Origin of the sequence: Micromonospora sp. AMSO31t, assembly GCF_008868175.1 — a bacterium.
Classification (GTDB): domain Bacteria; phylum Actinomycetota; class Actinomycetes; order Mycobacteriales; family Micromonosporaceae; genus Micromonospora.
Genome location: NZ_WBKT01000085.1, coordinates 1 through 23,527 on the forward strand (window position 1 = coordinate 1; position 23,527 = coordinate 23,527).

Below are 23,527 nucleotides of genomic sequence, written 5' to 3' on the forward strand. Positions count from 1 at the left end.
CGGCCGGCGGCCCCGGCCAACCGGCCGAAGCCCCGGCCGAGCCCCGGCCCGTCCGCCGAGTCCACCATGGTGCTGCCCCGGATGCACCCGTCCGCGTCGGGCGCGTCCGGCGGTTCCGCGAAGCCGCCCGCGCCGGGCAAGGCGTCGGTCAAGCCGCCGGTGCCGGGCAAGCCGCTGCCGGTCAACGGCAGCGGCGGCACCTACCGCTCGCGGAGTGACGGCGACGGCCGCAGCTATGCCCTCGACTCCGGCGAGGATCTGGGGTGAACCGCCGGCAGTTGCTTCGCGCCGCCTTCGCCCCGGCCCTCGTGGTCGGCTTCGGCACGGCCTGCAGCGAGCCCCAGCCCGAGGCGGGCAGCGTCGACGTGGTCGACCCGGGCAGCGCCGCGGCGACGCCCCCGCCGAGCCCGACCCCGAGCCTGCCCGCCGGCCCGCTGACCGGCGCGCCGGTGAGCGCGGCGCCGCTGGCGGGCCGCCAGGCGGTCGCCGTGCCGCTGCGGGTCAGCCCCTCGACCACCCCGGCCGGGCTGGACGCGGCGGACCTGGTCTACGCCGAGTTCGCCGAGTCCGACACGCTGCACCTGACCGCGGTGTTCCACTCCCGTGACGCCGCCAAGGTCGGCCCGGTCGCCGAGATCCGCCCGGTCGACATCCGGTCGGTGGCCGTGCTGCGGCCGTTCGTCGGCTACGCCGGCGGCCCCACCGGCTTCCTCAGCCAGTTCGAGAAGTCCGGGCTGGCCGGGGTCACCCCGGACGACGGCGACGCCATCGACGACGGCTACACCTCGACGGCCGCGCTGCTCAAGGCCGCGCCGAAGGGCGGCCAACCCCCCACGCCGCCGCTCGACCACGCCACCGACGGCGCCGCCCTGGCCGCGCGGGACCTCGTCCCGGCCACCGAGCTGTCGGTCGCCGTCTCCGGCGGCCCGCCCATGGTCTGGCGCTACGACCAGCAGAAGTCGCTCTGGGTGGGCAAGGTGGGCACCGCCACGGTGACCGCCGCGTCGGTGCTCGTGCTGACCATGGAATACCGGACGCTCGACGTCCGGAACCCGTCGCCGCGCTCCCTCCCGTCGGCGAACGTGTTCGGTGAGGGCGCCGTGGTCGCGGTCTCCGGGCCGTCCAGCGCGAAGGGCCGGTGGCGCAAGCCGGGCCTGGGCATGGTCTGCACCCTCGCCGACACCGGCGGCGACCTCCTGCACCCGCAGCCCGGCAACGCCTGGGTGATCTACGCGCCAACCACCGCCAAGGTCACCGTGAAATGAGCACCGTCACCCCGCCCCGCCCGGCGCGCGGGTCGGCCCCGGTCGGCGCGGCGGCTGCGCCGCCCACCGGGACCCGGCTCACGCCGGCCGTGGCGCGGCCGAAGGGCTGGTCGCTGCGGTTGCCCACGGCGTGGCCGCTGATCGCGCTCTTCGTGCTCTACCCGCTGTGGTGGGCGCTCGGGGTGTCCAGCTTCGTCTTCGTCGTCTTCGCGGTGCCGATGCTGGTGCAGATGGTCCGCCGGGGCCCGGTCCGGGTGCCGCCCGGCTTCGGGATCTGGCTGCTCCTGCTGCTCTGGTTGGTCCTCTCCGCCGCGATGCTCGGCCTCACCGCGCCGAACACGCTGCCGCCGGGCGGCGGCGGCCGGTACATCGGCTGGGCCATCCGCCTCGCCAACTTCGTCGGCATGACCGTGGTCATGCTCTACGTCTACAACCTGGGCGAGCGGGAGCTGTCCCGCCGCCGGATCGTCCGGCTCTTCGGGTTCATGGGCGTGGTCGTGGTGATCGGCGGCTGGCTCGGCTCGCTCTTCCCGACCCTCGGTTTCGTCGCGCCGCTGCGGTTCATCCTGCCGCACTCGATCGCCAGCCAACCCTTCGTCGCCTCGCTCATGGACGTGAAGTTCGCCCAGGTCCAGCAGGTGATCGAGGGCGAGGCCAGCTCGCCGCGACCGTCCGCGCCGTTCACCTACACGAACTCGTGGGGCGAGAACACGGCGATCCTGCTCATCTGGCTGATCGTCGGCTGGGTGGTGCTGGGCAGGCCGCTGCGCCGGGTGGCCGGCGTGGCCATCGCGCTGGCCGCGATCTTCCCGGTCATCTACTCGCTCAACCGCGGCCTCTGGATCGGCCTCGGCATCTCCGCGGTCTACGTGGCGGTCCGGCTCGCCCTGCGCGGCCGGATGGTGGTGCTCGGCGGGCTCGCCCTGGCGGTCGGTCTGATCGGGGTGCTGATCGTCGCCACACCGCTGGGTCGCACCTTCGACGAGCGACTGCAGAACGGGCACAGCGACGACATCCGCACCACCCTCTCCGAGGGCGCGGTCACCGCGGCCAACCACTCACCGATCCTCGGCTACGGCGGCAACCGGGCGCTGATCGGCAGTAACCGGTCGATCGCCATCGGCAAGTCCGACGACTGCAAGCAGTGCGGCAACCGGGAGCTGGGCAGCAACGGCCAGCTCTGGGCGCTGCTGGTCGGCCAGGGCTACGTGGGCGCGATCGCCTACAACGGCTTCTTCCTCTACTGCCTCTGGCGCTACCGGCGCGACCACAGCGCGATCGGGATCGCCGGCAGTCTCGTGCTCATCCTCATGCTCTTCTTCCAGTTCACCTACGGCGCGCTGGAAGCCACCCTCGCCTACGGCCTGATCTCGGTCGCCCTGCTCGCCCGCAACGACCGGCTCCGCCGGGCGCTCGCGCCGGCGCCGCCGAGGGGCACCGTGGCCGGGCTACGGGCCCGACTGGAAGCAGCCGGTGACCACTGATGGTGTTCCGCGTACCCCCGGACGGCGACGGCCGATCCGCCTACCTCGGTGAGCTCGCCGGGCTGATCTGGCCCGAGCCGGCCGAGCCCGCCCTGCACCGGGGCGGCGCCGGTTGGGTGGTGGTGCCCTCGGCGTCCCGCCCCCGGCTGCTGGTGCCCACCGGCTCCGGCCGCGCCGCGGCGAGCGCCGTCCGGCACTCCACCGAGGCGGTCGGCCGCAAGGCCAAGCTGGTCCGGCAGGGCCTGGCCACCGCGTTCCGGCTCGGGCTGGGGCCGCTGGTGTTCCGCGACCGGCTGGTGGTGACCGGCGGTGGGCTGGACGCGCACCTGGCCGAGGTGCTGGGCGAGCGGGCGCTGGTCAGCCTGCACATCGGGCCGGCCCGGGCGAACCGCAAGCCGGTGCTGCAACTGCTCGCCCCGGACGGTCGGGCCCTCGGGTACGCGAAGCTCGGCGTCGACCCGCTGACCCGCGCCCTGGTCGACGCGGAGGCCGCCGCACTGGCCCGGCTGGCCGGCCTGCCGCTCGGTCCGGTCACCGTGGCCGGGGTACGCCACCACGGCGACTGGCACGGGCACGCGCTGCTAGTGCAGGAGGCGCTGCCGGTGCGGCTGCCCCGGGCCACCCCGGCCGTCGCCGAGGCGGCCGAGCGGGCGGCCATGGTGGCGGTCGCCGGCTGTCTGGGCGTACGCCGGCGGTCCTGGGCCGCGAGCGACCACGCGGCCCGGCTGGCCGACGCGGTGGACGCGCTCGGCGCACGCCCGGAGGCCGGGCGGCTGCGCGCGGTGCTCAAGACGATCGCGGACCTGGACCCGACGGTGGCGTTCGGCGCCTGGCACGGCGACTGGAACGGCGGCAACAGCGCGGTGCTGGCCGACGGCCGGGTGCTGGTCTGGGACTGGGAGCGGTTCGAGACGGACGTGCCGGTCGGCTACGACGCGCTGCACCGGGCGGTGCAGACCGCCATCGGCAACGACGGGGTGGAGCCGACGGAGGCCGCCCGGGCGCTGATCGCCGGGGCGGACCGGAGCGTGGCGCCGTTCGACTCGGACGGCCGCGACGCCGACCTGGTCGCCGTGCTCTACCTCGTGGAGCTGGCGGCACGCTATCTGCGGGACCGGCAGGCGGAGGCGGGTGCGCGGCTGGGGCACGTCGACACCTGGCTGCTGCCCGCCGTGGAGGAGCACCTGGCCCGACGGGCCCGGTGAGAGTGAGGAGTGGGGACGTGACGCTGGCCAAGGAGCAGGCGCTTCGTGCGGTGAAGTCGGTGAGCCGGACGGTGGGTCGGTTGACCGCCGGGTCGCGGATGGTGCCGGGATTCCTGATCGTGGGGGCGCAGCGCTGCGGCACCACCTCGCTGTTCAAGACGCTGTCGCAGCACCCCGGGATGCTGCCGCCCGCCTACCACAAGGGCGTGCACTACTTCGACATGGACTACCACCGGGGGATGAGCTGGTACCTCGGGCACTTCCCCACCACCGGCAAGGCCGAGGCGGTGAAGGCGCAGCTCGGCGTACGCGGGATCACCGGCGAGTCGAGCCCCTACTACATGTTCCACCCGCTGGCCGCGCAGCGGATCGCCCGGGACCTGCCCTCGGTGAAGCTGCTGGTGCTGCTCCGTGACCCGGTGGAGCGGGCCTACTCGGCGCACTCGCACGAGCTGGCCCGGGGTTACGAGACCGAGCGGGACTTCGAGCGGGCGCTGGCGCTGGAGGAGGAGCGGACGGCCGGTGAGCGGGAGCGGATGACCGCCGACCCGACGTACTCGAGCCACCACCTCCAGCACAACGCCTACCTGGCCCGTGGGCGCTACATCGAGCAGGTGGAGCGGCTGGAGGCGCTGGTCGGCCGGGATCGGCTGCACGTGATCGACAGCGACGACTTCTTCGCCGACCCGCGCCCGTCCTTCGACGCGGTCTGCGACTTCCTCGGCCTGCCCCGGTGGGCGGACATCGCCTTCGGCAAGCACAACTCGCGGTCCCGCTCGCCGATGTCGGCCGAGCTGCGGGCCCGGCTGGAGGACCACTTCGCCCCGTATGACGAGCGGCTGGCCTCCTGGTGGGGACGCGTGCCGTCGTGGCGGCGGTGACTCGGGCGGACGCCGGCGGCACCCCGACGCTGACCGCACCGGCCGGCGGCCCGGGTGCCGGCGCGGGTCTGGGCGGCGCGGCCCGGCAGGGCTTCGCCAACCTGGTCGGGGTGGGCCTGGCCGCGGTGGCCGGCTTCGGGCTGAACATCGTCATCGCCCGGGGCTGGTCGGTACGCGAGGCCGGCATGTTCTTCGCGGCCACCAGCGCCTTCATGATCGCCGCGTCGGCGGCCCGGCTCGGCACCGACGTGGGGACCGTCTACTTCGTCAGCCGGCACCGGACCCTCGACCAGCGGGACCGGATCCGCGGCACGATCCTGGCCGGGCTGCTGCCGGTGCTGGCGGTCGGCGTGCTGCTCGGCCTGGCCGGCTGGCTGGCCGCCCCGGCGCTGGCCGAGGCCACCATGCCGGAGGCCGGCCCGGGCGCGGTGACCGCGCTGCGCATCCTGCTGGCCTTCGTGCCGCTGGCCGCCCTGAACGACTACGCGCTCGCCGCCTGCCGTGGGTTCGGCCATATGCGGCCGCTGCTCACCGTGGAACGGCTCGGCCGCACCCTGGTGCAGTTCCTGGCCGTGGCGGTGGCCGCCTGGCTCGGGCTCTCCGCCACCGTCGCGCTGCCGCTGGCCTGGGTGGTGCCCTACCTGGTCGCCGCGGTGGTCGCCCTGGCCTGGCTGGGCCGGCTGGTCCGCCGTGCCGGCCGGCACGTGACCCGGCCGGTGCCGGCGGGCGAGGTCGCCGGGCCGTTCTGGCGCTTCACCGGGCCGCGCGCGGCCAGCAGCCTGGCCGCGATCGTGGTGCAGCGGCTGGACATCGTGCTGCTCAGCGCCCTGCGTGGGCCGGCCGACGCGGCGATCTACACGGCGGCGACCCGGTTCCTGGCGCTCGGCCAGCTCTCCAGCGTCGCGCTCTCCAGCTCGGTGCAGCACCGGTTGGCCGCCGCCTTCGCCCGCGACGACCGCGCCGAGGCCCGGCAGCTCTACCAGGCCGCCACCGGGTGGCTGGTGCTGCTCTCCTGGCCGGCCTACCTGGTCTTCGCGGCGTTCGCCACGCCGATGCTGGCGCTGTTCGGCTCCGGCTACGGCGGCGGTCACGGGGTGGTGGTGCTGCTCGCGCTGACCATGCTGGTGGCCACCGGCTGCGGCATGGTCGACATGGTGCTGAACATGGCCGGCCGGACCGCCTGGACGTTCTACAACGCGATGGCCGGCACGGTGCTCAACGTGGTGGCCAACGTCCTGCTCATCCCGCGGTACGGCATCCTCGGCGCGGCCCTGGCCTGGACGGTCTCCATCCTGGTGACCAACCTGGTGCCGCTGACCCAGCTCTGGTGGTCGATGCGGCTGCACCCGTTCGGTGCCGGCACCCGGGCCGCCATGGCGCTGGCCGTCGCCGCGTTCGGCCTGCCGCTCGGGCTGGCCGGCCTGCTGGACGCCCCGCCGCCGGTGCTCGCCCTGGTGGCGGTCGGCGGCGCGGCGGCGTACCTGGCCGGCGCCTGGCGCTGGCGGGCCACCCTGCACCTCGACGCGCTGCGCGCGCTGCGGCGGGGCCGCAACCGCGCCGGCGCGAACCCGGCCGCCCAGTCCTGACCCGTTCCTGCGTATCGATGGGACCCCGATGACCAGCAGCACGCCCCTCTCCCCGCACTCCGGTCTGTCGACCGTGAAGGCCGCGAAGCTCGCCGCCGTCGGCCTGCTGGCGGACCGGAAGGAACGCCGGGAGCTGGAGCGGCCGGTGGAGGCCGCCAACCGCAAGCTCAGCCTGAAGGTCGAGCGGCCCATCTTCATCCTCGGCGCGCCGCGTTCCGGCACCACGTTCCTGGGCAGCTGCGTGGGCGCGCTGCCGGACGTCTCCTACCACTTCGAGCCCCGGCTGACCAAGGCGGTGGCCCGCTGCGTCTACGAGGGGAGCTGGACCCCGCAGCGGGCGGGCCGCTACTTCCGCGGCTACTACGGTGCGCTGCTCGCCGCCTCCGGGCACGGCGGGCTGCGGTTCGCCGAGAAGGACCCGGAGAACTGCTTCATCGTGCCGTTCCTGACCGAGGTCTTCCCGGACGCGGTCTTCCTGCACGTCTACCGGGACGGCCGGGACGTGGCGGTGTCGCACGCCGAGCAGCCGTGGCTGAACGCGGCCTCGACGGGCACCGGGCGGAGCGGCCGGGGCGGCACCCCGTGGGGCGCCGCGCCCCGGTTCTGGGTGGAGCCGGAGCGGCGCGAGGAGTTCAGCAAGGTCTCCGACCTGGGCCGTTCGGCCTGGATGTGGCGCCGGTTCACCAGCAGCGCGCTGGCCCAGCTCGCCGACGTGCCGGCGGAACGGGTCCGGCACCTCCGCTACGAGGACATCGTCACCCGCCCGGCCGAGGCGGCCGAGGTGGTCGCCGACTTCCTGGCGGTCGGGGACCCGGCCGGCCGGCAGGCCCTGCACGCCCGGTTCGCCAAGGCCCGGCCGAACTCGGTCGGCCGCTGGCGGCAGCGGCTGACCGAACAGGACCTGGCCGACGTGCTCGCCGAGGCTGGGCCGCTGCTCAGGGAACTCGGCTACACCGCGTGAGGTCCGTCGCACCGGTAGAGTGCCAGGGGTCGCCCGCCCGTCCCGGCGCGCCGCTCCGCTGACGCGGGGTCGCCGGGGCCGACGACCGTGGGGCCGGCGACCATTCTGTGGAGAGGTTGCGGTGGTACGACGGTTACGACGGACGATGGCGGCCGTGTTCGCTCTGGCCTGTCTCGTTCCGGCGGTGGCGGGCTGTGACTTCGGCTCGACCGACGGACCGGGCGGTGCGACGACGGCGGCGGCCCCGCCCCCGCCCACGGTGACGCCCCGGACCGGCCCGGTCCGGACCACCGGGCGCGGGCCGGAGCTGCCGGAGAAGGGTGCCTGGGTGGGTGCCTGGGTCAAGCCGCAGTTCCACAACGCCACCGGGCGGGCGGCCGCGTTCGACGAGTTCAACCGTGCGGCGGGCGGCGAACTGGCCATCGCGCACATGTTCCACGAGTGGAACGAGGCCTTCCCGGGCGCCACGGAGCGGGCCTTCCAGTCCCAGGGCAAGCTCCAGATGATCTCCTGGCAGGGCACCGACACCCGGTCGACGGTCAGCGGCGTCTACGACGCGCTGATCCGGCAGCGGGCCGCCGACGTCAAGGAGTTCGGCGTGCCGGTGCTGCTGCGCTACCGGTGGGAGATGGACCGGCCGAACCTGGCCGCCAGCATGCACTCCCCGGAGGACTACGTCGCCGCGTGGAAACACGTCCGGGCCATCTTCACCGAGGTCGGCGTCACCAACGCGGCCTGGGTGTGGTGTCCGCACGCGGACGGCTTCGCCGAGCCCGACCGGGACGCCGCCGCCTACTACCCCGGTGACGACCAGGTCGACTGGCTCTGCGCCGACGTCTACCCCGGCCCGGAGTGGAACAGCTTCACCGACCGGATGGACCACTTCATGGCCTTCGCCCAGAAGCATCCGCGGCCGGTGGTGATCGGCGAGTTCGGGCTCACCCAGGAGGGCCGGCCGGGCCAGCGGGCCGACTGGATGCGCGAGGTCGGGCCGTACCTGAAGAAGCACCCGCAGATCAAGGCGGCGGTCTACTTCGCCGCCCGGCAGACCACGAAACCCCTGTACGACAGCACCTTCGGCAAGGACCCGGAGAGCGAGGCCGTGTTCCGCGAGATGGCCACCGACCCGTACTTCAACCCGCCGCCGCCGGACCTGAGTGTCTCCTCGGCGCCACCCTCCGTACCGGGTCGATGATCTTCCCTCGTCTTTTCGTGTGACCTGGGGCGTTTGCTCGGTCAAAAACTCCGGTCCCGGGTGGACGGGCGACGGCCGGATGCGAGAAGGTATTGCTCTCACGTCTGCGGTCGGTCGTGCGGCGCCCCACCTCGCGCCGGCACCGGCCATCACCGCAGCGCCTCCGACGTTTCCCCCGGAGTAGCCTGTGCCTTCCTCGATCCTGAGACACCGCTCGGTGTCCGCTCTCGGCGCCGCCGTGCTCGGCATCGCCACCCTTTTCACCCCCGTACCCGCGCTCGCCGCCCCCGCACCGGACCACACCACGCTGGTCAGCGAGGTGCCGACGGACAAGACGCCGAACATCAACGACGGCAACGTCGTGGCCATCTACGACGCCGGCACCAAGGTGATCGTCGGTGGTTCGTTCACCAAGGCGCAGAACCGCGGCTCCGCGACCACCGAGGTCACCCGCAAGGGCGTGCTGGCCTTCGACAAGGCCACCGGCAAGCTGGACGACTCGTTCGCCCCGGTGCTCGACGGCGAGGTGACCGCGGTGATCGCCGGGCCCACGCCGGGCACGGTCTACCTGGCCGGCACCTTCAACAAGGTCGGCGACAGCAACTTCCGCAAGCTCGCCCTGCTCAACGTCGAGGACGGCACGCCCGTCGCCGGCTTCAAGGGGCCGGCCTTCAACGGCACGGTGAGCGACATCGCCCTGGTCGACGGGCGGCTCCTGGTGGGCGGCATCTTCTCCACCGTGACCGCGACGACCACCCGCAACGGGCTGGCCTCGCTGAACCCGACCACCGGCGCGGTGACCGACTACCTCACCGTGGCGCTGACCGAGCACCACAACTGGACCAGCACCAACGGCGGCGCCTCGGCCGGCGTGGGCGTCGAGAAGATGGCCGTCTCGCCGGACGGCAAGCACCTCGTGGTCATCGGCAACTTCAAGAAGGCCAACGGGGTCGTCCACGACCAGATCGTCCGGATCAACCTGGGCGAGAGCACGGCCACCATCGCCGACTGGAACACCGACGGCTACTCGGGAGCCTGCAAGTACACCGCGTTCGACTCGTGGGTGCGGGATGTGCAGTTCTCCCCGAGCGGCAAGTACTTCGTCGTGGTGACCACCGGCGCCTCCTACCCGGGGACGCTCTGCGACTCGGCGGCCCGCTGGGAGACCGCCGCCACCGGCGACGGGCAGAAGCCGACCTGGACCAACTTCAGCGGTGGCGACACCTTCCTCTCCACCGGCATCAGCGAGGAGGCCATCTACGTCGGCGGTCACTTCCGCTGGTCGAACAACCCCCTCGCCCGCGACAAGGCGGGCCCCGGCGCGGTGCCGCGGGCCAGCATCGCGGCCCTCGACCCGGCCAGCGGCCTGCCCCTGGCCTGGAACCCCGGCCGCCACCCCCGCGGCTACGGCGTCACCGAGATGGTGGTGACCCCGCAGGGCCTCTGGCTGGGCAGCGACCAGGAGTACATCGGCAACTTCGACTACCAGCGGAAGCGGCTCGCCTTCTTCCCGCTGAGCGGCGGCGCCGCCCCGCACTCCACCAGCACCAAGGGCCTGCCCGGCAACGTCTACCAGGCCGGCCGCGCGGCGCAGACCGAGGTCCTCTACCGGGTCAACGCCGGCGGTCCGGCCATCCCGGCGACCGACGGCGGCCCGGACTGGGCCGGCGACACCGCCGCCGCGCCCAGCCCGCACCACAACACCGGCAACAGCGTCACGAGCTACCCGACCAACGCGACGTTCGACGCCACGGTGCCGGCGAGCACCCCCGCGACGCTGTTCAACAGTGAGCGCTGGGACGAGGCGACCGCCCCGGACATGCAGTGGGACATCCCGGTCGCGGCCGGCACCCGCGTCGACGTGCGCCTATACCTGGCCAACCGGTACGCCGGCACGGCCACGGCGGGCAAGCGCAAGTTCGACGTCAGCATCGACAGCGTGCTCAAGCTGAACGACTTCGACCCGGTGGCCGCCGCCGGCGGCACGAACCGCGGCACCATGCGGTCCTTCTCGCTGGTCAGCGACGGCGTGGTCGACATCGACTTCGGCCGGGTGTTGGAGAACCCGCTCGTCCAGGGCATCGAGATCGTGAAGACCGCGCCGACGCCGGACGCGGCGGACGTCCTCTACCGGGTCAACGCGGGTGGCGACCAGCTGGCCGCGCCGAGCGGCCCGGCCTGGGCGACCGACAGCCTCACGGCGCCGAGCACCTACCACAACGCGGGCAGCACCGTCACGACCTACCCCACGGACGCGACGCTCGACGCCACCGTGCCGGCCGGCACCCCGGTCGCGCTGTTCAGCAGCGAGCGCTGGGACGAGTCCACCACGCCGGACATGCAGTGGGACTTCCCGGTCCCGGCGGGCACCCCGGTCCAGGTCCGGCTCTACCTGGCCAACCGGTACGCCGGCACGGCCACGGCCGGCAGGCGCAAGTTCGACGTCAGCATCGACGGCGTGCTCAAGCTGAACGACTTCGACCCGATCGCCTCCATCGGCGCCACCAACAAGGGCACCATGCGGGCCTTCGCGGTCACCAGCGACGGCACCATCGACATCGACTTCGGTCGGGTGCTGGAGAACCCGCTGGTCCAGGGCATCGAGATCGTCAAGCTCCCGCCGGTGCCGCCGGCCACCACGGTGGACAGCATCACCAGGCGGTCGTACGACGGCGCCACCGAGGTGGGCAACGCGACCACGGTGGCCAACTCGGACAGCACCCGGTGGTCCACGGTGAAGGGCGCCTTCTGGGTCGGCGGTGACCTGTTCTACGGGGTCAACGGCGATCTCTACAAGCGTTCGTTCGACGGCGAGGCGTTCGGCTCCCCGAAGAAGCTCGACCCGTACCACGACGCCAAGTGGGACACGGTCGTCACCGGCTCCGCGCCGGAGGGCCAGACCTACGCGGGCATGACGGGCAACTTCTCCGCCGAACTGCCGAACGTGACCGCCATGTTCTACACCGGCGGCCGTGTCTACTACACGTTGGCCGGCCAGAGCACCCTGTTCTGGCGCGGGTTCGCGCCCGACACCGGCGTCGTCGGTGCCGAGCGGAGCACGGTCACCGGCACCACGGCGTTCGCCGACGCGAACGGCATGTTCCTGGACGGCGACACCCTCTACGTCGTCTCCCGCGCCACCGGCAACCTCTCCTCGATGGCGTGGTCGGACGGCGCGCCGACCGGCTCCGCCACCGTGCGCAGCGGCCCGGGCGTCGACGACGTGGACTGGCGGGGCACCGCCGTCTTCGTCGGCCCCTGACGCGAGGCGGTACGACACGACGATGGCCCGGCCGGTATCGGCCGGGCCATCGCCCTTTCCGCCGTCGGTTCAGACGCGGGGGGCGGTGTGCTCCCGCGCCCAGACCCGCATGAGGTCGCGAACCGAGATCACCCCGGCGACCTCCCGACCGTCGAGCACCACGAGGTGCCGGAACCCGCCCCGGGCCATGGCGGCGGCCGCCTCCTCCACCGTCCAGTCGGGGCCCGCGTAGACCACGTCCCAGGTCAGGTGCGCCCCGGTGCGTTCGACGTCGGGGTCGAGCCCCGCCCCGATGGCGTTGAGCACGTCGCGTTCGGTCATGATCCCGATCCCCTCGGAATCCGGGTCGATCACGACCGCCGACCCGACCCGGCGGGCCGACATCATCCGGGCCGCCTGGCGGAGCGTGTGCTCCGGGCCGACGACAAGGATCTCGCTGGACATCGCTTCCCGTACCTGCATCACGCATCACCCCTGTGGGACGGTGGCCTCGGTACGGACATGGTGGGCCATCGATGCGGAACGGGACAAGACCGGGCATCGCCAGGATCGGCGGGGAATCGCTACTGTCGTGGGGTGCCCACCGAGCCCCTCCGCTGCGCCGGCGCGCTGATCGTGGACGACGACGGCCGCATCTTCATCCAGCGCCGGTCCCCCGAGCGGCGCCTCTTCCCCAACTGCTGGGACATCGTCGGCGGCCACCTCGAACCGGGCGAGGAGGTGCAGGACGCGCTGCACCGGGAGGTCACCGAGGAGACCGGGTGGACGGTCTCGCACGTGCTCGGCCAGGTCGGCGAATACCGCTACACCGGCGACGACGGGCTGACCCGCGTGGAGACCGACTTCCTGGTCCGGGTGGACGGCGACCTGAGCCGGCCCCGGCTGGAGGAGGGCAAGCACACCGAGTACCGGTGGCTGGCCGAGCGGGACGTCGACCTCCTCGACGAGCACCGTGCCGTCAACGACGGGCTGATCCGGCGCATCGCCGAGAACGGCTTCGCCGCCCTGCGTTCGATCGGTCTGTGAGGGAGACGGTCCCCGGTCGCGGCGCGGCGCGACCTCCGGTGCGGCCACCCGGTCCGGTCGACGGCGTCGGGTTGCCGCCGCACCGGTTCGCGGGGCTGGTCGCCCCGGCGGTCGACCGGACCTTCGTGGCCGGCATGCTCGCCGGCCGCGACGGCGGCGGCGCGGAGCTGAGTTCCCGGTACGGCGGTCCGGCCGCCACGGGCGTCCTGGTGGAGTTCCGCACCCGCCTGGCCGCGCCGGGCGGCACGGTGGACGCCCCGGGCTTCGCGGCGGTGACCCGCTACCGGGACCCGGCCGCCCTCCGGCGGGCGCTGGACAAGCAGGTCGCATACGGGATGGTGCAGCGCTTCCCGGACGGCGGCTTCTGCGCCACGGAGCGCGGGCTGGCGTTCCTGGCCGAACTGTTCGGCGTGCACGCCGAGGTGACCGAGGAACTGTGGGCCGGGCACGACGAGCGGGTGGAGCGGCTGGTCTCGGCGCTGGGCCGGGTGCTGGCGCACGCGGTCATCTCGGCCGGGCCCGGCGCCTTCGCGACCATGGCCCCGCCGCACGAGCCGGACGGCACCCCGCCCGGGGTGCTGCTGCTCAACCGGCTGGGCACCCTGCGCTACCACCGCGCGGACGCGCACGCGGAGGCGTGGACGGCCGCGGGGCACACCGCGGCGAGCGTCGCCGGGCTGCCCGCGGGGCCGGAGCGGCTCGCGATCGAGCAGGAGACGGACCGCCGGGCGGCCGGCCCGTGGGCGGTGCTCGCCGCCGGGGAGCGGCTGGAACTGCTGGCCGACCTGGCCGCTCTGCCGGGCTGAACCACGGCCGGCGGCGGCGCGACGATATCCTCCACCGCGTGGAGCGAAGTCGAGAAGAGGATGGTGCCGGCATGATCGGGATGGTGCTCGCCGCCGGTGCGGGGCGCCGGCTGCGCCCGTACACCGACACCCTGCCCAAGGCCCTGGTGCCGGTCGACGGGGAGACCACCATCCTCGACATCGCGCTGCGCAACCTCGCCGAGGTCGGGCTCACCGAGGTCGTGATCGTGGTGGGCTACGCGGCGGACGCGGTCCGGCAGCGGCAGGCCGCGCTGGAGGAGAAGTACGGCGTCACGATCACCCTCGTGCACAACGACAAGGCCGAGGAGTGGAACAACGCGTACTCGCTCTGGCTGGCCCGGGAGCACTTCTCCCGGGGGGTGCTGCTGGTCAACGGCGACACCGTGCACCCGGTGAGCGTGGAGAAGACCCTGCTGGCCGAGCGCGGCCCCGGCATCCTGCTGGCGATCGACAACATCAAGGCGCTGGCCGAGGAGGAGATGAAGACCACCTTCGACGCGGCCGGCCAGCTCACCCGGATCACCAAGCTGATGGACCCGGGCGAGGCGTACGGGGAGTACATCGGCGCGACGCTGATCGAGCCGCAGGTGGCCGGCGCGCTCGCCGACGCCCTGGAGGCGACCTGGCGGCGCGACCCGAACCTCTACTACGAGGACGGCTACCAGGAGTTCGCCGACCGGGGCGGCGAGGTGCGAGCCGCGCCGATCGGCGACGTCTCCTGGGTCGAGGTCGACAACCACGCCGACCTGGCGCGGGCGCGGGAGATCGCGTGCCGCTACTAGCCCGGACGATCCTCACCCCGCTGCACATCGACGTGCGGCGCGGCGCGGTGGCCGACCTCGCCGCGATCCTGGCCGACGGGCGGATCTCCGCCGGGGGCGACGTGGCGGTGGTGGTCGGCCCCGGGCAGGGCGAGCAGATCGCCGAGCTGATCCGCCCCTCGCTGCGGTCGGCCGACCTGTTCACGGTGGCCGGCGGCTCCCTGGACGCCGCCGACGACCTGGGCGCGAAGCTGCGCAGCCGGTCGTACGACGCGGTGGTGGGGATCGGCGGCGGGAAGACCATCGACGTGGCGAAGTACGCGGCCACCCGGCGCGGGCTGCCCATGGTCACCGTGGCGACGGCGCTGGCCAACGACGGCATCGCCTCGCCGGTGGCCAGCCTGGTCACCGAGGGCATCAAGGGCTCCTACGGGGTGCACATCCCGATCGCCGTGATCGTGGACCTGGACTTCGTCGAGGCGGGCCCGGAGCGCCACAACCGGGCCGGCATCGGCGACGTGGTGAGCAACATCAGCGCGCTGGCCGACTGGGAGCTGGCCCGGCAGGTCCGTGGGGAGCCGGTCGACGGCCTCGCCGCCTCGCTGGCCCGGATGGGCGCCGAGGCGGTGCTCGCCCACCGGGGCGACATGAGCGACGACAGCTTCGTCACCGTGCTCGCCGAGGCGCTGATCTCCACCGGCCTGGCCATGGCGGTCTGCGGCACCAGCCGCCCGGCCAGCGGCGGCTGCCACGAGATCATGCACGCCGTGGACTCGCTCTACCCGGGCACCGCCTCGCACGGCGAGCTGGCCGGGCTGGGCGCCCTGTTCTGCACCTTCCTCCGTGGCGACGAGCGCCGGCTCGCCGAGATGTCGGCCTGCCTGGGCCGGCACGGCCTGCCCCGGCTGCCCGCCGACGTGGGCCTGACCGACGCGCAGTTCGTGGAGGCGGTGCAGTTCGCGCCGGCCACCCGGCCGGACCGCTACACCATCCTCGAACACCTGGCGATGTCGCCTACCGAGACGCGGGAGCGGCTGGCAGACTACGCCGGTGCACTCCGCGACCACCTTGGCTGAGCCGTCCCGCCCCTCCGTCGCCGACTTCCACCGGGTCAACCGGGGCGGCGGCCTGTTCAGCGAGTCGATCAGCCAGTGGATCGGCGCGGTCTTCGCGCTGGTCGCGCAGCGGCTGGGGCTGCGCCCCACCGCGCTGACCATCACCAACCTGGTGCTCGGCCTGGCCGCCTCGGTCACCGTGGTCGCGCTCGCCGACGACGTGGCGGCGGGGTCCGTCCCGGCGTGGGCCGTCGGGCTGGTTGCCCTGGTCGCCTGGCAGATCGCGTACGCGCTGGACTGCGCGGACGGTCAGCTCGCCCGGGTGACCAAGCAGAACAACCCGGCCGGCGCCCGGGTCGACGTGCTCTGCGACGTGGCCGCCCAGATCGCCCTGGTCACCGCGCTCGGGGCGACCGTCGTGGCGCAGCGACCCTCGACGCCCGTCTGGCTGGTGGCGGTCTTCGCCGGCACCTGGATGGTCAACCTCGTCACCTCGGTGATGCAGGCCGGGCCCCACGCGGCCAGCATGGTCACCTCGACCTCGCTCCCGGTCCGCCTGGCGAAGCTGGTCCGCGACTACGGCGCCGTGGTCTTCCTGGCCGGCCTGGTCCTGACCGTGGCCCCCGCCCTGACCCTCTGGGTGATCGTCGCCTTCACGATCGTCAACGGCGGCTTCCTGCTGGCCAGCATCGCCTTCTCCGCCCGGGCCTCCCTCCGCTGAGGGCCCGCCCTCAGCCCGCCGCGCGGGTCAGGCCGGCGTAGATGTCGATGAGGCGCTTCGTCACCACGTCGGGGTGGAAGGTGCGCTCGTAGCGGGTGCGGGCGGCCGGGGCGAGCGTCGCCGCGCCGGCCCGGGCCAGGGGGAGGGCGGCGGCCAGCGCCTCCGGGTCGGGCGCGACCACCCAGCCGGCCTCGCCGCGCTGCACCCCGGTCGGCAGGGCGACGTGCCCGTCGCCGGGCGCTGCGGTGGCCACCTCGGCCGGGCCGGTGCCGGCGGGCTCTCGGGGGGTGTCCGCGCCGACCAGGTACGGGATGCCGCCCAGCGCGGAGCCGAGCACCGGACGGCCGCTGGCCAGCGCCTCGATGATCACCGTGGGCAGCACGTCGTGCCAGGTGGAGGTGGCCAGCACCACGGCGCTGTCGGCCAGCACGGCGCGTACCCCGGTCCGGTCGAGCTGGCCCAGGTAGACCACGTCGGGCCGCTCGGCGGCGGCCGCCTCGGCCAGCGGGCGCAGCTCGCCGTCGCCGGCGATCCGCAGCGGGCCCAGCGACCCCACGGGGTGCCGCCGCCAGGCGTCCAGCAGCAGGTCGAGGCCCTTCTCGGGGCTGAGCCGGCCCATGAAGAGGAACCCGTCCCCGGGCGGCGCCGGCGTCCCCGGGTCGGGCACCGCGTTGGGCTTGACCACGATCCGCTCGTCCGGGATGCCGTAGTCGCGCAGGTGGTCGGCGACCGCCGTGGTGAGTGCGATGTACCGGTCGACCGACTTCCAGGTCGGGCGGTGCACGGCGAGCGTGGTGGCCATCAGGGCGCTCTGCGCCCGGGAGCCCCGGTAGCAGCGGTGCACGATCGCCGGCACCCCCAGCGCCCGGCCCCGGCAGTCCTGGCAGATCACCCCGTCCCGGAAGTAGAGCCCGGAGGAGCAGACCTGGCGGTAGTTGTGCACCGTCTGCACCACCGGCACGCCGCGCTTGTGCGCCGTCCGCACCACCCAGGGCGAGAGCAGCGGGTACGGGTTGTGCAGGTGCAGCACATCCGGGCGGTGCTCGGCGAGCAGCCGGTCGAGGTCGTGCTGGGCCTTCGGGGCCCAGATCGGCGAGATCGGCAGCAGCGCCTTGGCCGGCTTCGACATCGCGGGGATCTCGTCGGAGCTGCGCAGGAACGGCAGCACCTCCACGCCGGCCGCGGTCAGCTGGGCGATCTCCGCGTCGACGATGGTGTTCTCGCCGGAGGGCTGGGCTTCCCGGTACCGGTTGTGCGCCACCACGATTCTCACGGGAAAGAAGGCTACCTTTGTACGGTGCCTGAACTACCGGAGGTGGAAGCGCTCGCCGGCTACCTGCGCGAGCGGGCGGTCGGCCGGCGGGTCGAGCGGTTCGAGGTCGCCGCGATCAGCGCGCTGAAGACGTACGACCCGCCGCCGAGCGCGGTCGCCGGCCGGGCGGTGGTGGGCGCGGGCCGGCACGGCAAGTTCCTGGATGTCCGGTTCGACGAGGGCCTGCACCTGGTGGTCCACCTGGCCCGGGCGGGCTGGCTGCACTACCGGGAGGCGTTCCCGTCGACCGCCCCGCTGCGCCCCGGCAAGGGCCCGATCGCCCTGCGGATACGCCTCGACGACGGCTCCGGCTTCGACCTGACCGAGGCGGGCACGCAGAAGAAGCTGGCCGCGTACCTGGTGACGGACCCGGCCCTGGTGCCGGGTGTGGGCAAGCTGGGCCCGGACGCCCTCGAAGCCGACCTGGCCACCTTCGGCGCCCGGCTGCGGGGGCGGCGCGGTCAGGTCAAGGGGGTGCTGACCGACCAGTCGGTGCTCGCCGGGATCGGCAACGCGTACTCCGACGAGATCCTGCACGCGGCGAAGCTCTCCCCGTTCGCGATCACCGACCGGCTGACCGACGACCAGCTCGCGACGCTGCACGCGGCGACCCGCGCGGTGCTCGGCGACGCGGTCCGGCGCTCGATGGGGCAGCGGGCCGCGGAGCTGAAGGGCGAGAAGCGCTCCGGGCTCAAGGTCCACGCCCGGAAGGGGCTGCCCTGCCCGGTCTGTGGCGACCTCGTGCGGGAGGTCTCGTTCGCCGATTCGAGCCTCCAGTACTGTCCCACCTGCCAGACCGGCGGCAAGCCGCTGGCTGACCGACGGTTGTCCCGTCTCGTACGGTGAGTAACCGCACTCGTCGGTTACGGAGAGGAATCGTCCGCGGATCGCCGAAGGTCCCACTCCGCACCTCTACCGGGGCCGCCATCCATCGGTATAGTGGCTCGGTCCCCGGCTTCACAACCGACTCGGAGCCGGCCAGATCCTCGCGAGCGTCACGGACGGCTTCTCCCTCTGGGGGCGGTCCGGGCCGGGCCCGCGTGGGAGACTGGGACGGTGGGCGACCCGGGCCCTCACGGCGAGTGAGGGTGCGTGTCATGCGGGAGGACATGGGTTGAGGTGACGACAAGCCTCCAGCGCCCGGTAACCAACACAGGCCGGAGCGAGAGCGTGCGGCACGTCGACAGCTTCGAGATCCAGCCGCCGACTCCGCCGTCGCACAACGGCGTACCCCGGTTGGCGTGGGCTCGCGCCCGCCGCCGGGTGTCCCGCTGGCACCGCCCCTACATCGCGATCCTCCTGCTGCTCGACTTCGGCGCGGCGGCGCTGGCCAGCTACCTGGCCATCCAGATCTTCGAGCAGGCCGACTCGGGCTTCCGGCACGCCCCCCAGTCGTGGTTCTACACGGTCGCGTTCCTGCTGCTGCCGCTCGGCTGGCTGCTCATCCTGTGGGGCAACCGCGCCTACGACCGGCGCTATCTCGGCCTCGGGCCCGACGAGTTCAAGCGGGTGACCCGGGCCGGCGTGGCGGTCGCCGCCACCGTCTCCTTCATCGCCTTCGCGACGAAGACCTACTCGCTGTCCCGGTGGACGGTCGGCTTCGCGCTGCTCGGGGCGATGCTGTTGATCCTGCTGGGCCGGATGATCGCCCGGGCCACGCTGCACGCGCTCCGCCGCCGGGTCGGCCAGGCCGGGCACCGGATGGTGCTGGTCGGCACCCTGCCGGAGTGCCTGGAGGTCTTCACCGCGGTCACCCGCAACCCGGGGGCGGGCCTGGTCCCGGTGGCCATCCACCTCACCGACGGGTACGCCGCCGCCCGGGGCATCGAGACGCCGGTGCCGGTCTACGCCGGCCGGGACGTGCTCGCCCTGGTGCGGGAGGTCGGCGGGGACACCATCGCGGTGTGCGGGTCGGCCAGCGCCGAGCCGGGCGAGCTGCGCCGGATGGCCTGGCAGCTGGAGGGCTCCGGCGTCGACCTGGTGGTCGCGCCCCAGCTCACCGACATCGCCGGTCCGCGGGTGCACATCCGTCCCATCGAGGGCCTGCCGCTGCTGCACGTCGAGGAGCCGACCCTGTCCGGGCCGGCGTTGCTCGCCAAGAACCTGATGGACCGGGTCGCCGCCGGGCTGGGCCTGCTGCTGCTGGCCCCGCTCTTCGCCGCGGTCGCGATCGCCATCCGGATCTCCGACCCGGGGCCGGTCTTCTTCCGGCAGCCCCGCGTCGGGCACGAGGGGCGGACCTTCCGGGTCTGGAAGTTCCGGACCATGTACGTCGACGCCGAGGAGCGGCTGGCCGGCCTGGTCGACCAGAACGAGACCGACGGCATGCTGTTCAAGATGAAGCAGGACCCGCGGGTCTTCCCGGTGGGCCGCTTCCTGCGCGCCTCCTCGCTCGACGAGCTGCCCCAGCTGATCAACGTGCTCTGGGGCGAGATGTCCCTGGTCGGCCCGCGTCCGCTCCCCGCCGACGACGGTGACTTCCTGGGCGACGTCCGGCGCCGGCTGCTGGTCCGCCCGGGCATGACCGGGCTCTGGCAGGTCTCCGGCCGCTCCGACCTCTCCTGGGACGAGGCGGTCCGGCTCGACCTCTACTACGTCGACAACTGGTCGCTGGCCTACGACCTGAGCATCCTGTGGCGGACGGTCGGGGTGGTGCTCGCCCGCAAGGGCGCGTACTAGCGCTCCGGGCCGCCAGCCGTCAGGATCGCGGGCGTGGGTGGCAACCTCTCGGCCGTGTTCGGCGTCGTCTCGCTGGTCACCGCGCTGGCCGCGGCGCTGTGGGCGGTGCTGCGGTTGCGCGCCCGCCGGGGCATCGCCACGGCCACCCAGCGGGCCACCTACGAGGTGCTGCACACCGCCGGGCTGGCCGCCGAGCCGCTGCGGGGTGGTCTGAGCGCGGCGGGCGCGGCGAAGGCCGTACGCCATCTGCGGGCCCTGGTGGGCGCGGCCGGGCTGGCCCTGACGGACCGGGACGCCCTGCTCGCCCTCGACGGGCACGGCGCACACCACGGTGATCAACTGGTCGCGGCGGCCCGCAGGGCGGTCGGCACCGGGCGCTCGACGGTGCTGCGCGAGTCGGAGCTGCACTGCGACCTGGTGGACTGCCCGGTCCGGGGCGCGGTGGTGGCTCCGCTGAGCGCCGACGGCCGGGTGGTCGGGGCGCTGGTGGCGGTGGCCGGCGAGCGGCCCGCCCCGGGCCTGGTGCAGGCGACGCTGGAGACCGCGCACTGGGCCGGCGATCAGCTCGCCCTGGCCGAGCTGGACTCCTCCCGGGAGCGTCTGGCCCGGGCCGAGGTACGCGCGCTGCGCGCCCAGATCAGCCCGCACTTCATCTACAACGCGCTGACCGCGATCGGCTCGTTCGTCCGCACCGACCCGGAGCGGGCCCGCGAGCTGATCCTGGAGTTCGCCGAGTTCACCCGCTACTCGTTCCGGGCGCACGGGGAGTTCACCACGCTCGCGGAGGAGCTGCGCTCGATCGACCGCTACCTGACGATCGAGCGGGCCCGGTTCGGCGAGCGGCTCCAGGTGCGCCTCCAGATCGCCCCGGAGGTGCTGCCGGTGACCCTGCCGTTCCTCTGCCTCCAGCCGTTGGTGGAGAACGCGGTCCGGCACGGGTTGTCCCGCAAGCCGGGCACCGGCATGGTGAGCATCGAGGCCCGGGACGCGGGCGCCGAGTGCCACATCACGGTGGAGGACGACGGGGTGGGGATGGATCCGACGACGCTGACCGCCGGCATCGCCGAGCTGGCCGGCGCCGGCATCGACCCGGCCGACGACCCGGGCCAGCACGTGGGCCTCTCGAACGTCGACGAGCGGCTCCGGTCGGCCTTCGGGGACGGGTTCGGCCTGGTCGTCGAGACCGGCCTGGGCTCGGGTACGAAGGTCAGCATGCGGGTGCCGAAGTTCCACCCCGGGGTGCGGGCGACGTCATGAACGCGGCGACCGGGTTTCTCCGCGTGCTGGCGGTCGACGACGAGCCGCCGGCCCTGGACGAGCTGGCGTACCACCTGCGGGCCGACCCCCGGGTGGCCCGGCTGCACACGGCCGGCGACGCGACCGAGGCGCTGCGGCTGCTGCGCGACGGCGACGTGGATGTGGTCTTCCTGGACATCCGGATGCCCGGGCTGGACGGCATGGAGCTGGCCCGGGTGCTGCGCCGGTTCGCCCGGCCGCCGGCGATCGTGTTCGTCACGGCCTACGACGACGGCGCGGTGGACGCCTTCGACCTGGGCGCCACGGACTACGTGCGCAAGCCGGTGCGCGCCGAGCGGCTGGCCGAGTCGCTGCGCCGGGTGATCGGTGCGCGGGTGGTCCCGTCGCACCCGGCGGCGCTGGCCCGGGCGGAGGAGGACCCGACCATCCCGATCGAGCTGGCGGGGACGACCCGGATGCTGCCCCGCTCGGCGGTGCGCTGGGTGGAGGCGCAGGGCGACTACGCGCGGCTGCACACCGCGGACGGCTCGCACCTGGTCCGCGTCTCGCTGGCCACCCTCGCCGAGCGCTGGGCCGACGCCGGGTTCGTCCGGGTGCACCGGTCCTACCTGGTGCAGCTCAAGTTGATCGCCGAGCTGCGGCTGGTCAACTCCGGTTACGTGGTGGTGGTCGACGGGGCGGAGCTGCCGGTGAGCCGCCGGCACACCCGGGAGCTGAAGGACAAGCTGGTCCGCGCGGCCAAGCAGGACTGGAACCGCTGATTTCCGGGATTCTTCCGCCAGTCGGGAATACGCGCCCCATCTCGTACGCTGTACGGGACGCCGTACGACAGAGTGGAGGCCGCATGCCCGACAGCCGCTACGACGCCGCGACCGAATTCGACCGTCAACTCGACCGCCTCGTCCACCTCGGCTACCCGGCCCTGGCCGGGCTGACCGAGCACACCTTCCGCGACCTGCTCACCCCGCTGCGGGCGGCGGCCGTCGCCCGGGCGGCCGACCTGGCCGCGCCCACCGACGGCCGGGTGCCCTTCCTGCTGGTGACCACGCGCGAGCTGGTGCCCGTCCAGGAGCGGATCGCACTCACCACGCTCGCCGGCAAGCGGAAGACCGGCATCCTCGACCGGAACTTCCCGGCCGACGACCTGCCGACGTTCGACCCGATCAAGGAGCTGGAGGTGCCGGCCGGGCCCGCGTACCTGCTCTTCGACGTGGACCGGGGCGAGGAGCACCGGAACGTGCCGCCCTCCACCGCGCTCGCCCGGATGACCGAGCAGGGCCGGCTGCCGATCACCATCGACGAGGGCCTCGCCTTCGTCACCCTGCACCCGCCGGCGCTGGCCAGCAACCGGTGCTTCTCGCTGGTCGGCTCGCGCTGCGGGGACAAGCGGGTGCCGGCGCTCTGGATCAGTCAGGGGGCGCCGAAGCTGGGCTGGTGCTGGTTCGGCAACCCGCACACCTGGCTCGGCTCGGCCACCGCCGATCCGGTGCGCGTCGGGCTCGACTGAGCCGGCTGCGGGGGCGGGACCAACAGGTCCCGCCTCCGCACCGTCAGGAGGCCAGGAGGAAGTGGCTCCAGACGCTCCCGTCCCCGTCCCACGTCAGGAGCAGGCGGTCGCCGGGCCTGCCCGGCAGGGCCGGGTGGTCGGGCGAGCGGTCGGCGACGGCGGGTGGCGGACCGATCCGGAGCAGCAGCCGGTCGAGCACCCGTCGTCGCCGATGCCGGCTGCGGGCGACGTTCACCGCCACCCGCCGCAGCCACGTCGGACACCGTCACCTCCCTTCACACCTCCCACTCATCGGGCGGGCGGAAGGTTCCCGGAGGAACGATCAGGCGCGACATCCCCGCCGTCCACAACGAGGCGGCGGTCATCCACCGGGTTGTCCACAGGAGTGACGCGTTGTCCACACGTTGTCCACAGGACCGCCCCCGGTGCTCTTGACATTCCCGCTGATCAGGCGAGACTGCCGGGGATGACCGGAGCGGAGGAGCAGGAGCTTCCGGAGCGGCCCGACCGGGTGGCTCCGGTCCCCGCCCCGCGCGCCCCGCA

Annotated in this window: 21 protein-coding genes and 1 pseudogene; 19 read left to right on the forward strand and 3 right to left on the reverse strand. The window is 73.6% G+C overall.

Annotated elements, in window-relative coordinates; translation table 11 throughout:
- The 9 genes and pseudogenes from F8274_RS19125 to F8274_RS19165 form a co-directional block, all read left to right on the forward strand.
- Nucleotides 1-267: pseudogene (locus F8274_RS19125) on the forward strand (lipopolysaccharide biosynthesis protein); the annotation flags it as partial.
- Nucleotides 264-1,265: a DUF3048 domain-containing protein gene (locus F8274_RS19130; RefSeq protein ID WP_151463745.1), complete on the forward strand. Its 1,002-nt coding sequence runs from the start codon at nucleotides 264-266 to the stop codon at nucleotides 1,263-1,265. The pseudogene F8274_RS19125 and the gene F8274_RS19130, both read left to right, overlap by 4 nt.
- Complete coding sequence (locus F8274_RS19135) at nucleotides 1,262-2,749, forward strand: O-antigen ligase (protein ID WP_151463746.1); 1,488 nt, start codon at nucleotides 1,262-1,264, stop codon at nucleotides 2,747-2,749. Before F8274_RS19130 ends, F8274_RS19135 begins: the two co-directional genes overlap by 4 nt.
- Nucleotides 2,749-3,954, forward strand: coding sequence for a hypothetical protein (locus tag F8274_RS19140; RefSeq protein ID WP_151463747.1), 1,206 nt, complete (start codon nucleotides 2,749-2,751; stop codon nucleotides 3,952-3,954). The genes F8274_RS19135 and F8274_RS19140 overlap by 1 nt, the downstream gene beginning before the upstream one ends.
- 17 nt (nucleotides 3,955-3,971) lie before the next feature.
- Nucleotides 3,972-4,835 carry a sulfotransferase domain-containing protein gene (locus tag F8274_RS19145; RefSeq protein WP_151463748.1) on the forward strand — a complete coding sequence of 288 codons (864 nt, stop codon included), beginning with the start codon at nucleotides 3,972-3,974 and terminating at the stop codon, nucleotides 4,833-4,835.
- On the forward strand, nucleotides 4,823-6,421 hold the full coding sequence (locus F8274_RS19150; protein WP_225853862.1) for a polysaccharide biosynthesis C-terminal domain-containing protein: 1,599 nt from the start codon (nucleotides 4,823-4,825) through the stop codon (nucleotides 6,419-6,421). The genes F8274_RS19145 and F8274_RS19150 overlap by 13 nt, the downstream gene beginning before the upstream one ends.
- Nucleotides 6,422-6,449: 28 nt before the next feature.
- Nucleotides 6,450-7,382, forward strand: a complete 933-nt coding sequence (locus F8274_RS19155; protein ID WP_151463750.1) for a sulfotransferase — start codon at nucleotides 6,450-6,452, stop codon at nucleotides 7,380-7,382.
- A gap of 145 nt (nucleotides 7,383-7,527) precedes the next feature.
- Entirely contained in the window at nucleotides 7,528-8,577 is a 1,050-nt protein-coding gene (locus F8274_RS19160; protein ID WP_151463751.1) for a glycoside hydrolase family 26 protein, read from the forward strand.
- Between the two features lie 187 nt (nucleotides 8,578-8,764).
- A complete protein-coding gene (locus tag F8274_RS19165) occupies nucleotides 8,765-11,839 on the forward strand; it encodes a malectin domain-containing carbohydrate-binding protein (RefSeq protein ID WP_151463752.1) in 3,075 nt (1,024 codons plus the stop codon).
- 69 nt (nucleotides 11,840-11,908) lie between these two features.
- On the opposite strand, the gene F8274_RS19170 is transcribed toward F8274_RS19165, so the two are convergent.
- Nucleotides 11,909-12,301 carry a cyclic nucleotide-binding/CBS domain-containing protein gene (locus tag F8274_RS19170; protein WP_151463753.1) on the reverse strand — a complete coding sequence of 131 codons (393 nt, stop codon included), beginning with the start codon at nucleotides 12,299-12,301 and terminating at the stop codon, nucleotides 11,909-11,911.
- Nucleotides 12,302-12,415: 114 nt separating this feature from the next.
- Between F8274_RS19170 and F8274_RS19175 the strand changes: the two genes are divergently transcribed.
- The 5 genes from F8274_RS19175 (at nucleotide 12,416) to F8274_RS19195 (ending at nucleotide 16,229) form a co-directional block, all read left to right on the forward strand.
- Complete coding sequence (locus tag F8274_RS19175; RefSeq protein ID WP_192579890.1) at nucleotides 12,416-12,865, forward strand: NUDIX hydrolase; 450 nt, start codon at nucleotides 12,416-12,418, stop codon at nucleotides 12,863-12,865.
- Nucleotides 12,862-13,671, forward strand: coding sequence for a hypothetical protein (locus F8274_RS19180; protein ID WP_225853864.1), 810 nt, complete (start codon nucleotides 12,862-12,864; stop codon nucleotides 13,669-13,671). Before F8274_RS19175 ends, F8274_RS19180 begins: the two co-directional genes overlap by 4 nt.
- 71 nt (nucleotides 13,672-13,742) lie before the next feature.
- Nucleotides 13,743-14,474 (forward strand): sugar phosphate nucleotidyltransferase, encoded by a 732-nt coding sequence (locus tag F8274_RS19185; RefSeq protein WP_091265297.1) that lies wholly within the window; start codon nucleotides 13,743-13,745, stop codon nucleotides 14,472-14,474.
- Complete coding sequence (locus tag F8274_RS19190; protein WP_151463754.1) at nucleotides 14,462-15,529, forward strand: iron-containing alcohol dehydrogenase family protein; 1,068 nt, start codon at nucleotides 14,462-14,464, stop codon at nucleotides 15,527-15,529. The genes F8274_RS19185 and F8274_RS19190 overlap by 13 nt, the downstream gene beginning before the upstream one ends.
- The gene (locus tag F8274_RS19195) at nucleotides 15,504-16,229 is read left to right on the forward strand and encodes a CDP-alcohol phosphatidyltransferase family protein (protein WP_151463755.1); all 726 of its coding nucleotides are present in this window, start codon (nucleotides 15,504-15,506) and stop codon (nucleotides 16,227-16,229) included. The genes F8274_RS19190 and F8274_RS19195 overlap by 26 nt, the downstream gene beginning before the upstream one ends.
- Nucleotides 16,230-16,239: 10 nt before the next feature.
- On the opposite strand, the gene F8274_RS19200 is transcribed toward F8274_RS19195, so the two are convergent.
- Nucleotides 16,240-17,502 (reverse strand): glycosyltransferase family 4 protein, encoded by a 1,263-nt coding sequence (locus F8274_RS19200; protein ID WP_151463756.1) that lies wholly within the window; start codon nucleotides 17,500-17,502, stop codon nucleotides 16,240-16,242.
- 24 nt (nucleotides 17,503-17,526) lie between these two features.
- Here F8274_RS19200 and F8274_RS19205 point away from each other — a divergent pair, with 24 nt between their 5' ends.
- From F8274_RS19205 to F8274_RS19225, 5 genes are all read left to right on the forward strand, one after another.
- A complete protein-coding gene (locus F8274_RS19205; RefSeq protein WP_151463757.1) occupies nucleotides 17,527-18,387 on the forward strand; it encodes an Fpg/Nei family DNA glycosylase in 861 nt (286 codons plus the stop codon).
- A 324-nt stretch (nucleotides 18,388-18,711) separates the two neighbouring features.
- A complete protein-coding gene (locus F8274_RS19210) occupies nucleotides 18,712-20,220 on the forward strand; it encodes a sugar transferase (RefSeq protein ID WP_151463758.1) in 1,509 nt (502 codons plus the stop codon).
- A 33-nt stretch (nucleotides 20,221-20,253) separates the two neighbouring features.
- Entirely contained in the window at nucleotides 20,254-21,477 is a 1,224-nt protein-coding gene (locus tag F8274_RS19215; RefSeq protein ID WP_151463759.1) for a sensor histidine kinase, read from the forward strand.
- Nucleotides 21,474-22,238, forward strand: a complete 765-nt coding sequence (locus F8274_RS19220) for a LytTR family DNA-binding domain-containing protein (protein ID WP_151463760.1) — start codon at nucleotides 21,474-21,476, stop codon at nucleotides 22,236-22,238. The genes F8274_RS19215 and F8274_RS19220 overlap by 4 nt, the downstream gene beginning before the upstream one ends.
- Nucleotides 22,239-22,321: 83 nt before the next feature.
- Nucleotides 22,322-22,984 (forward strand): DUF5701 family protein, encoded by a 663-nt coding sequence (locus F8274_RS19225; protein WP_151463761.1) that lies wholly within the window; start codon nucleotides 22,322-22,324, stop codon nucleotides 22,982-22,984.
- Nucleotides 22,985-23,027: 43 nt separating this feature from the next.
- Here the strand turns inward: F8274_RS19225 and F8274_RS19230 are convergent, their stop codons facing one another.
- Nucleotides 23,028-23,225, reverse strand: coding sequence for a hypothetical protein (locus tag F8274_RS19230; protein WP_151463762.1), 198 nt, complete (start codon nucleotides 23,223-23,225; stop codon nucleotides 23,028-23,030).
- Nucleotides 23,226-23,527 lie beyond the last annotated feature (302 nt).

Coding starts and splice junctions, on each gene's coding strand:
- F8274_RS19170 (WP_151463753.1), bottom strand. CDS start 12,301: ATGCAGGTACGGGAAGCGATGTCCAGCGAGATCCTTGTCGTCGGCCCG.
- F8274_RS19140 (WP_151463747.1), top strand. CDS start 2,749: ATGGTGTTCCGCGTACCCCCGGACGGCGACGGCCGATCCGCCTACCTC.
- F8274_RS19160 (WP_151463751.1), top strand. CDS start 7,528: ATGGCGGCCGTGTTCGCTCTGGCCTGTCTCGTTCCGGCGGTGGCGGGC.
- F8274_RS19155 (WP_151463750.1), top strand. CDS start 6,450: ATGACCAGCAGCACGCCCCTCTCCCCGCACTCCGGTCTGTCGACCGTG.
- F8274_RS19225 (WP_151463761.1), top strand. CDS start 22,322: ATGCCCGACAGCCGCTACGACGCCGCGACCGAATTCGACCGTCAACTC.
- F8274_RS19135 (WP_151463746.1), top strand. CDS start 1,262: ATGAGCACCGTCACCCCGCCCCGCCCGGCGCGCGGGTCGGCCCCGGTC.
- F8274_RS19220 (WP_151463760.1), top strand. CDS start 21,474: ATGAACGCGGCGACCGGGTTTCTCCGCGTGCTGGCGGTCGACGACGAG.
- F8274_RS19185 (WP_091265297.1), top strand. CDS start 13,743: ATGATCGGGATGGTGCTCGCCGCCGGTGCGGGGCGCCGGCTGCGCCCG.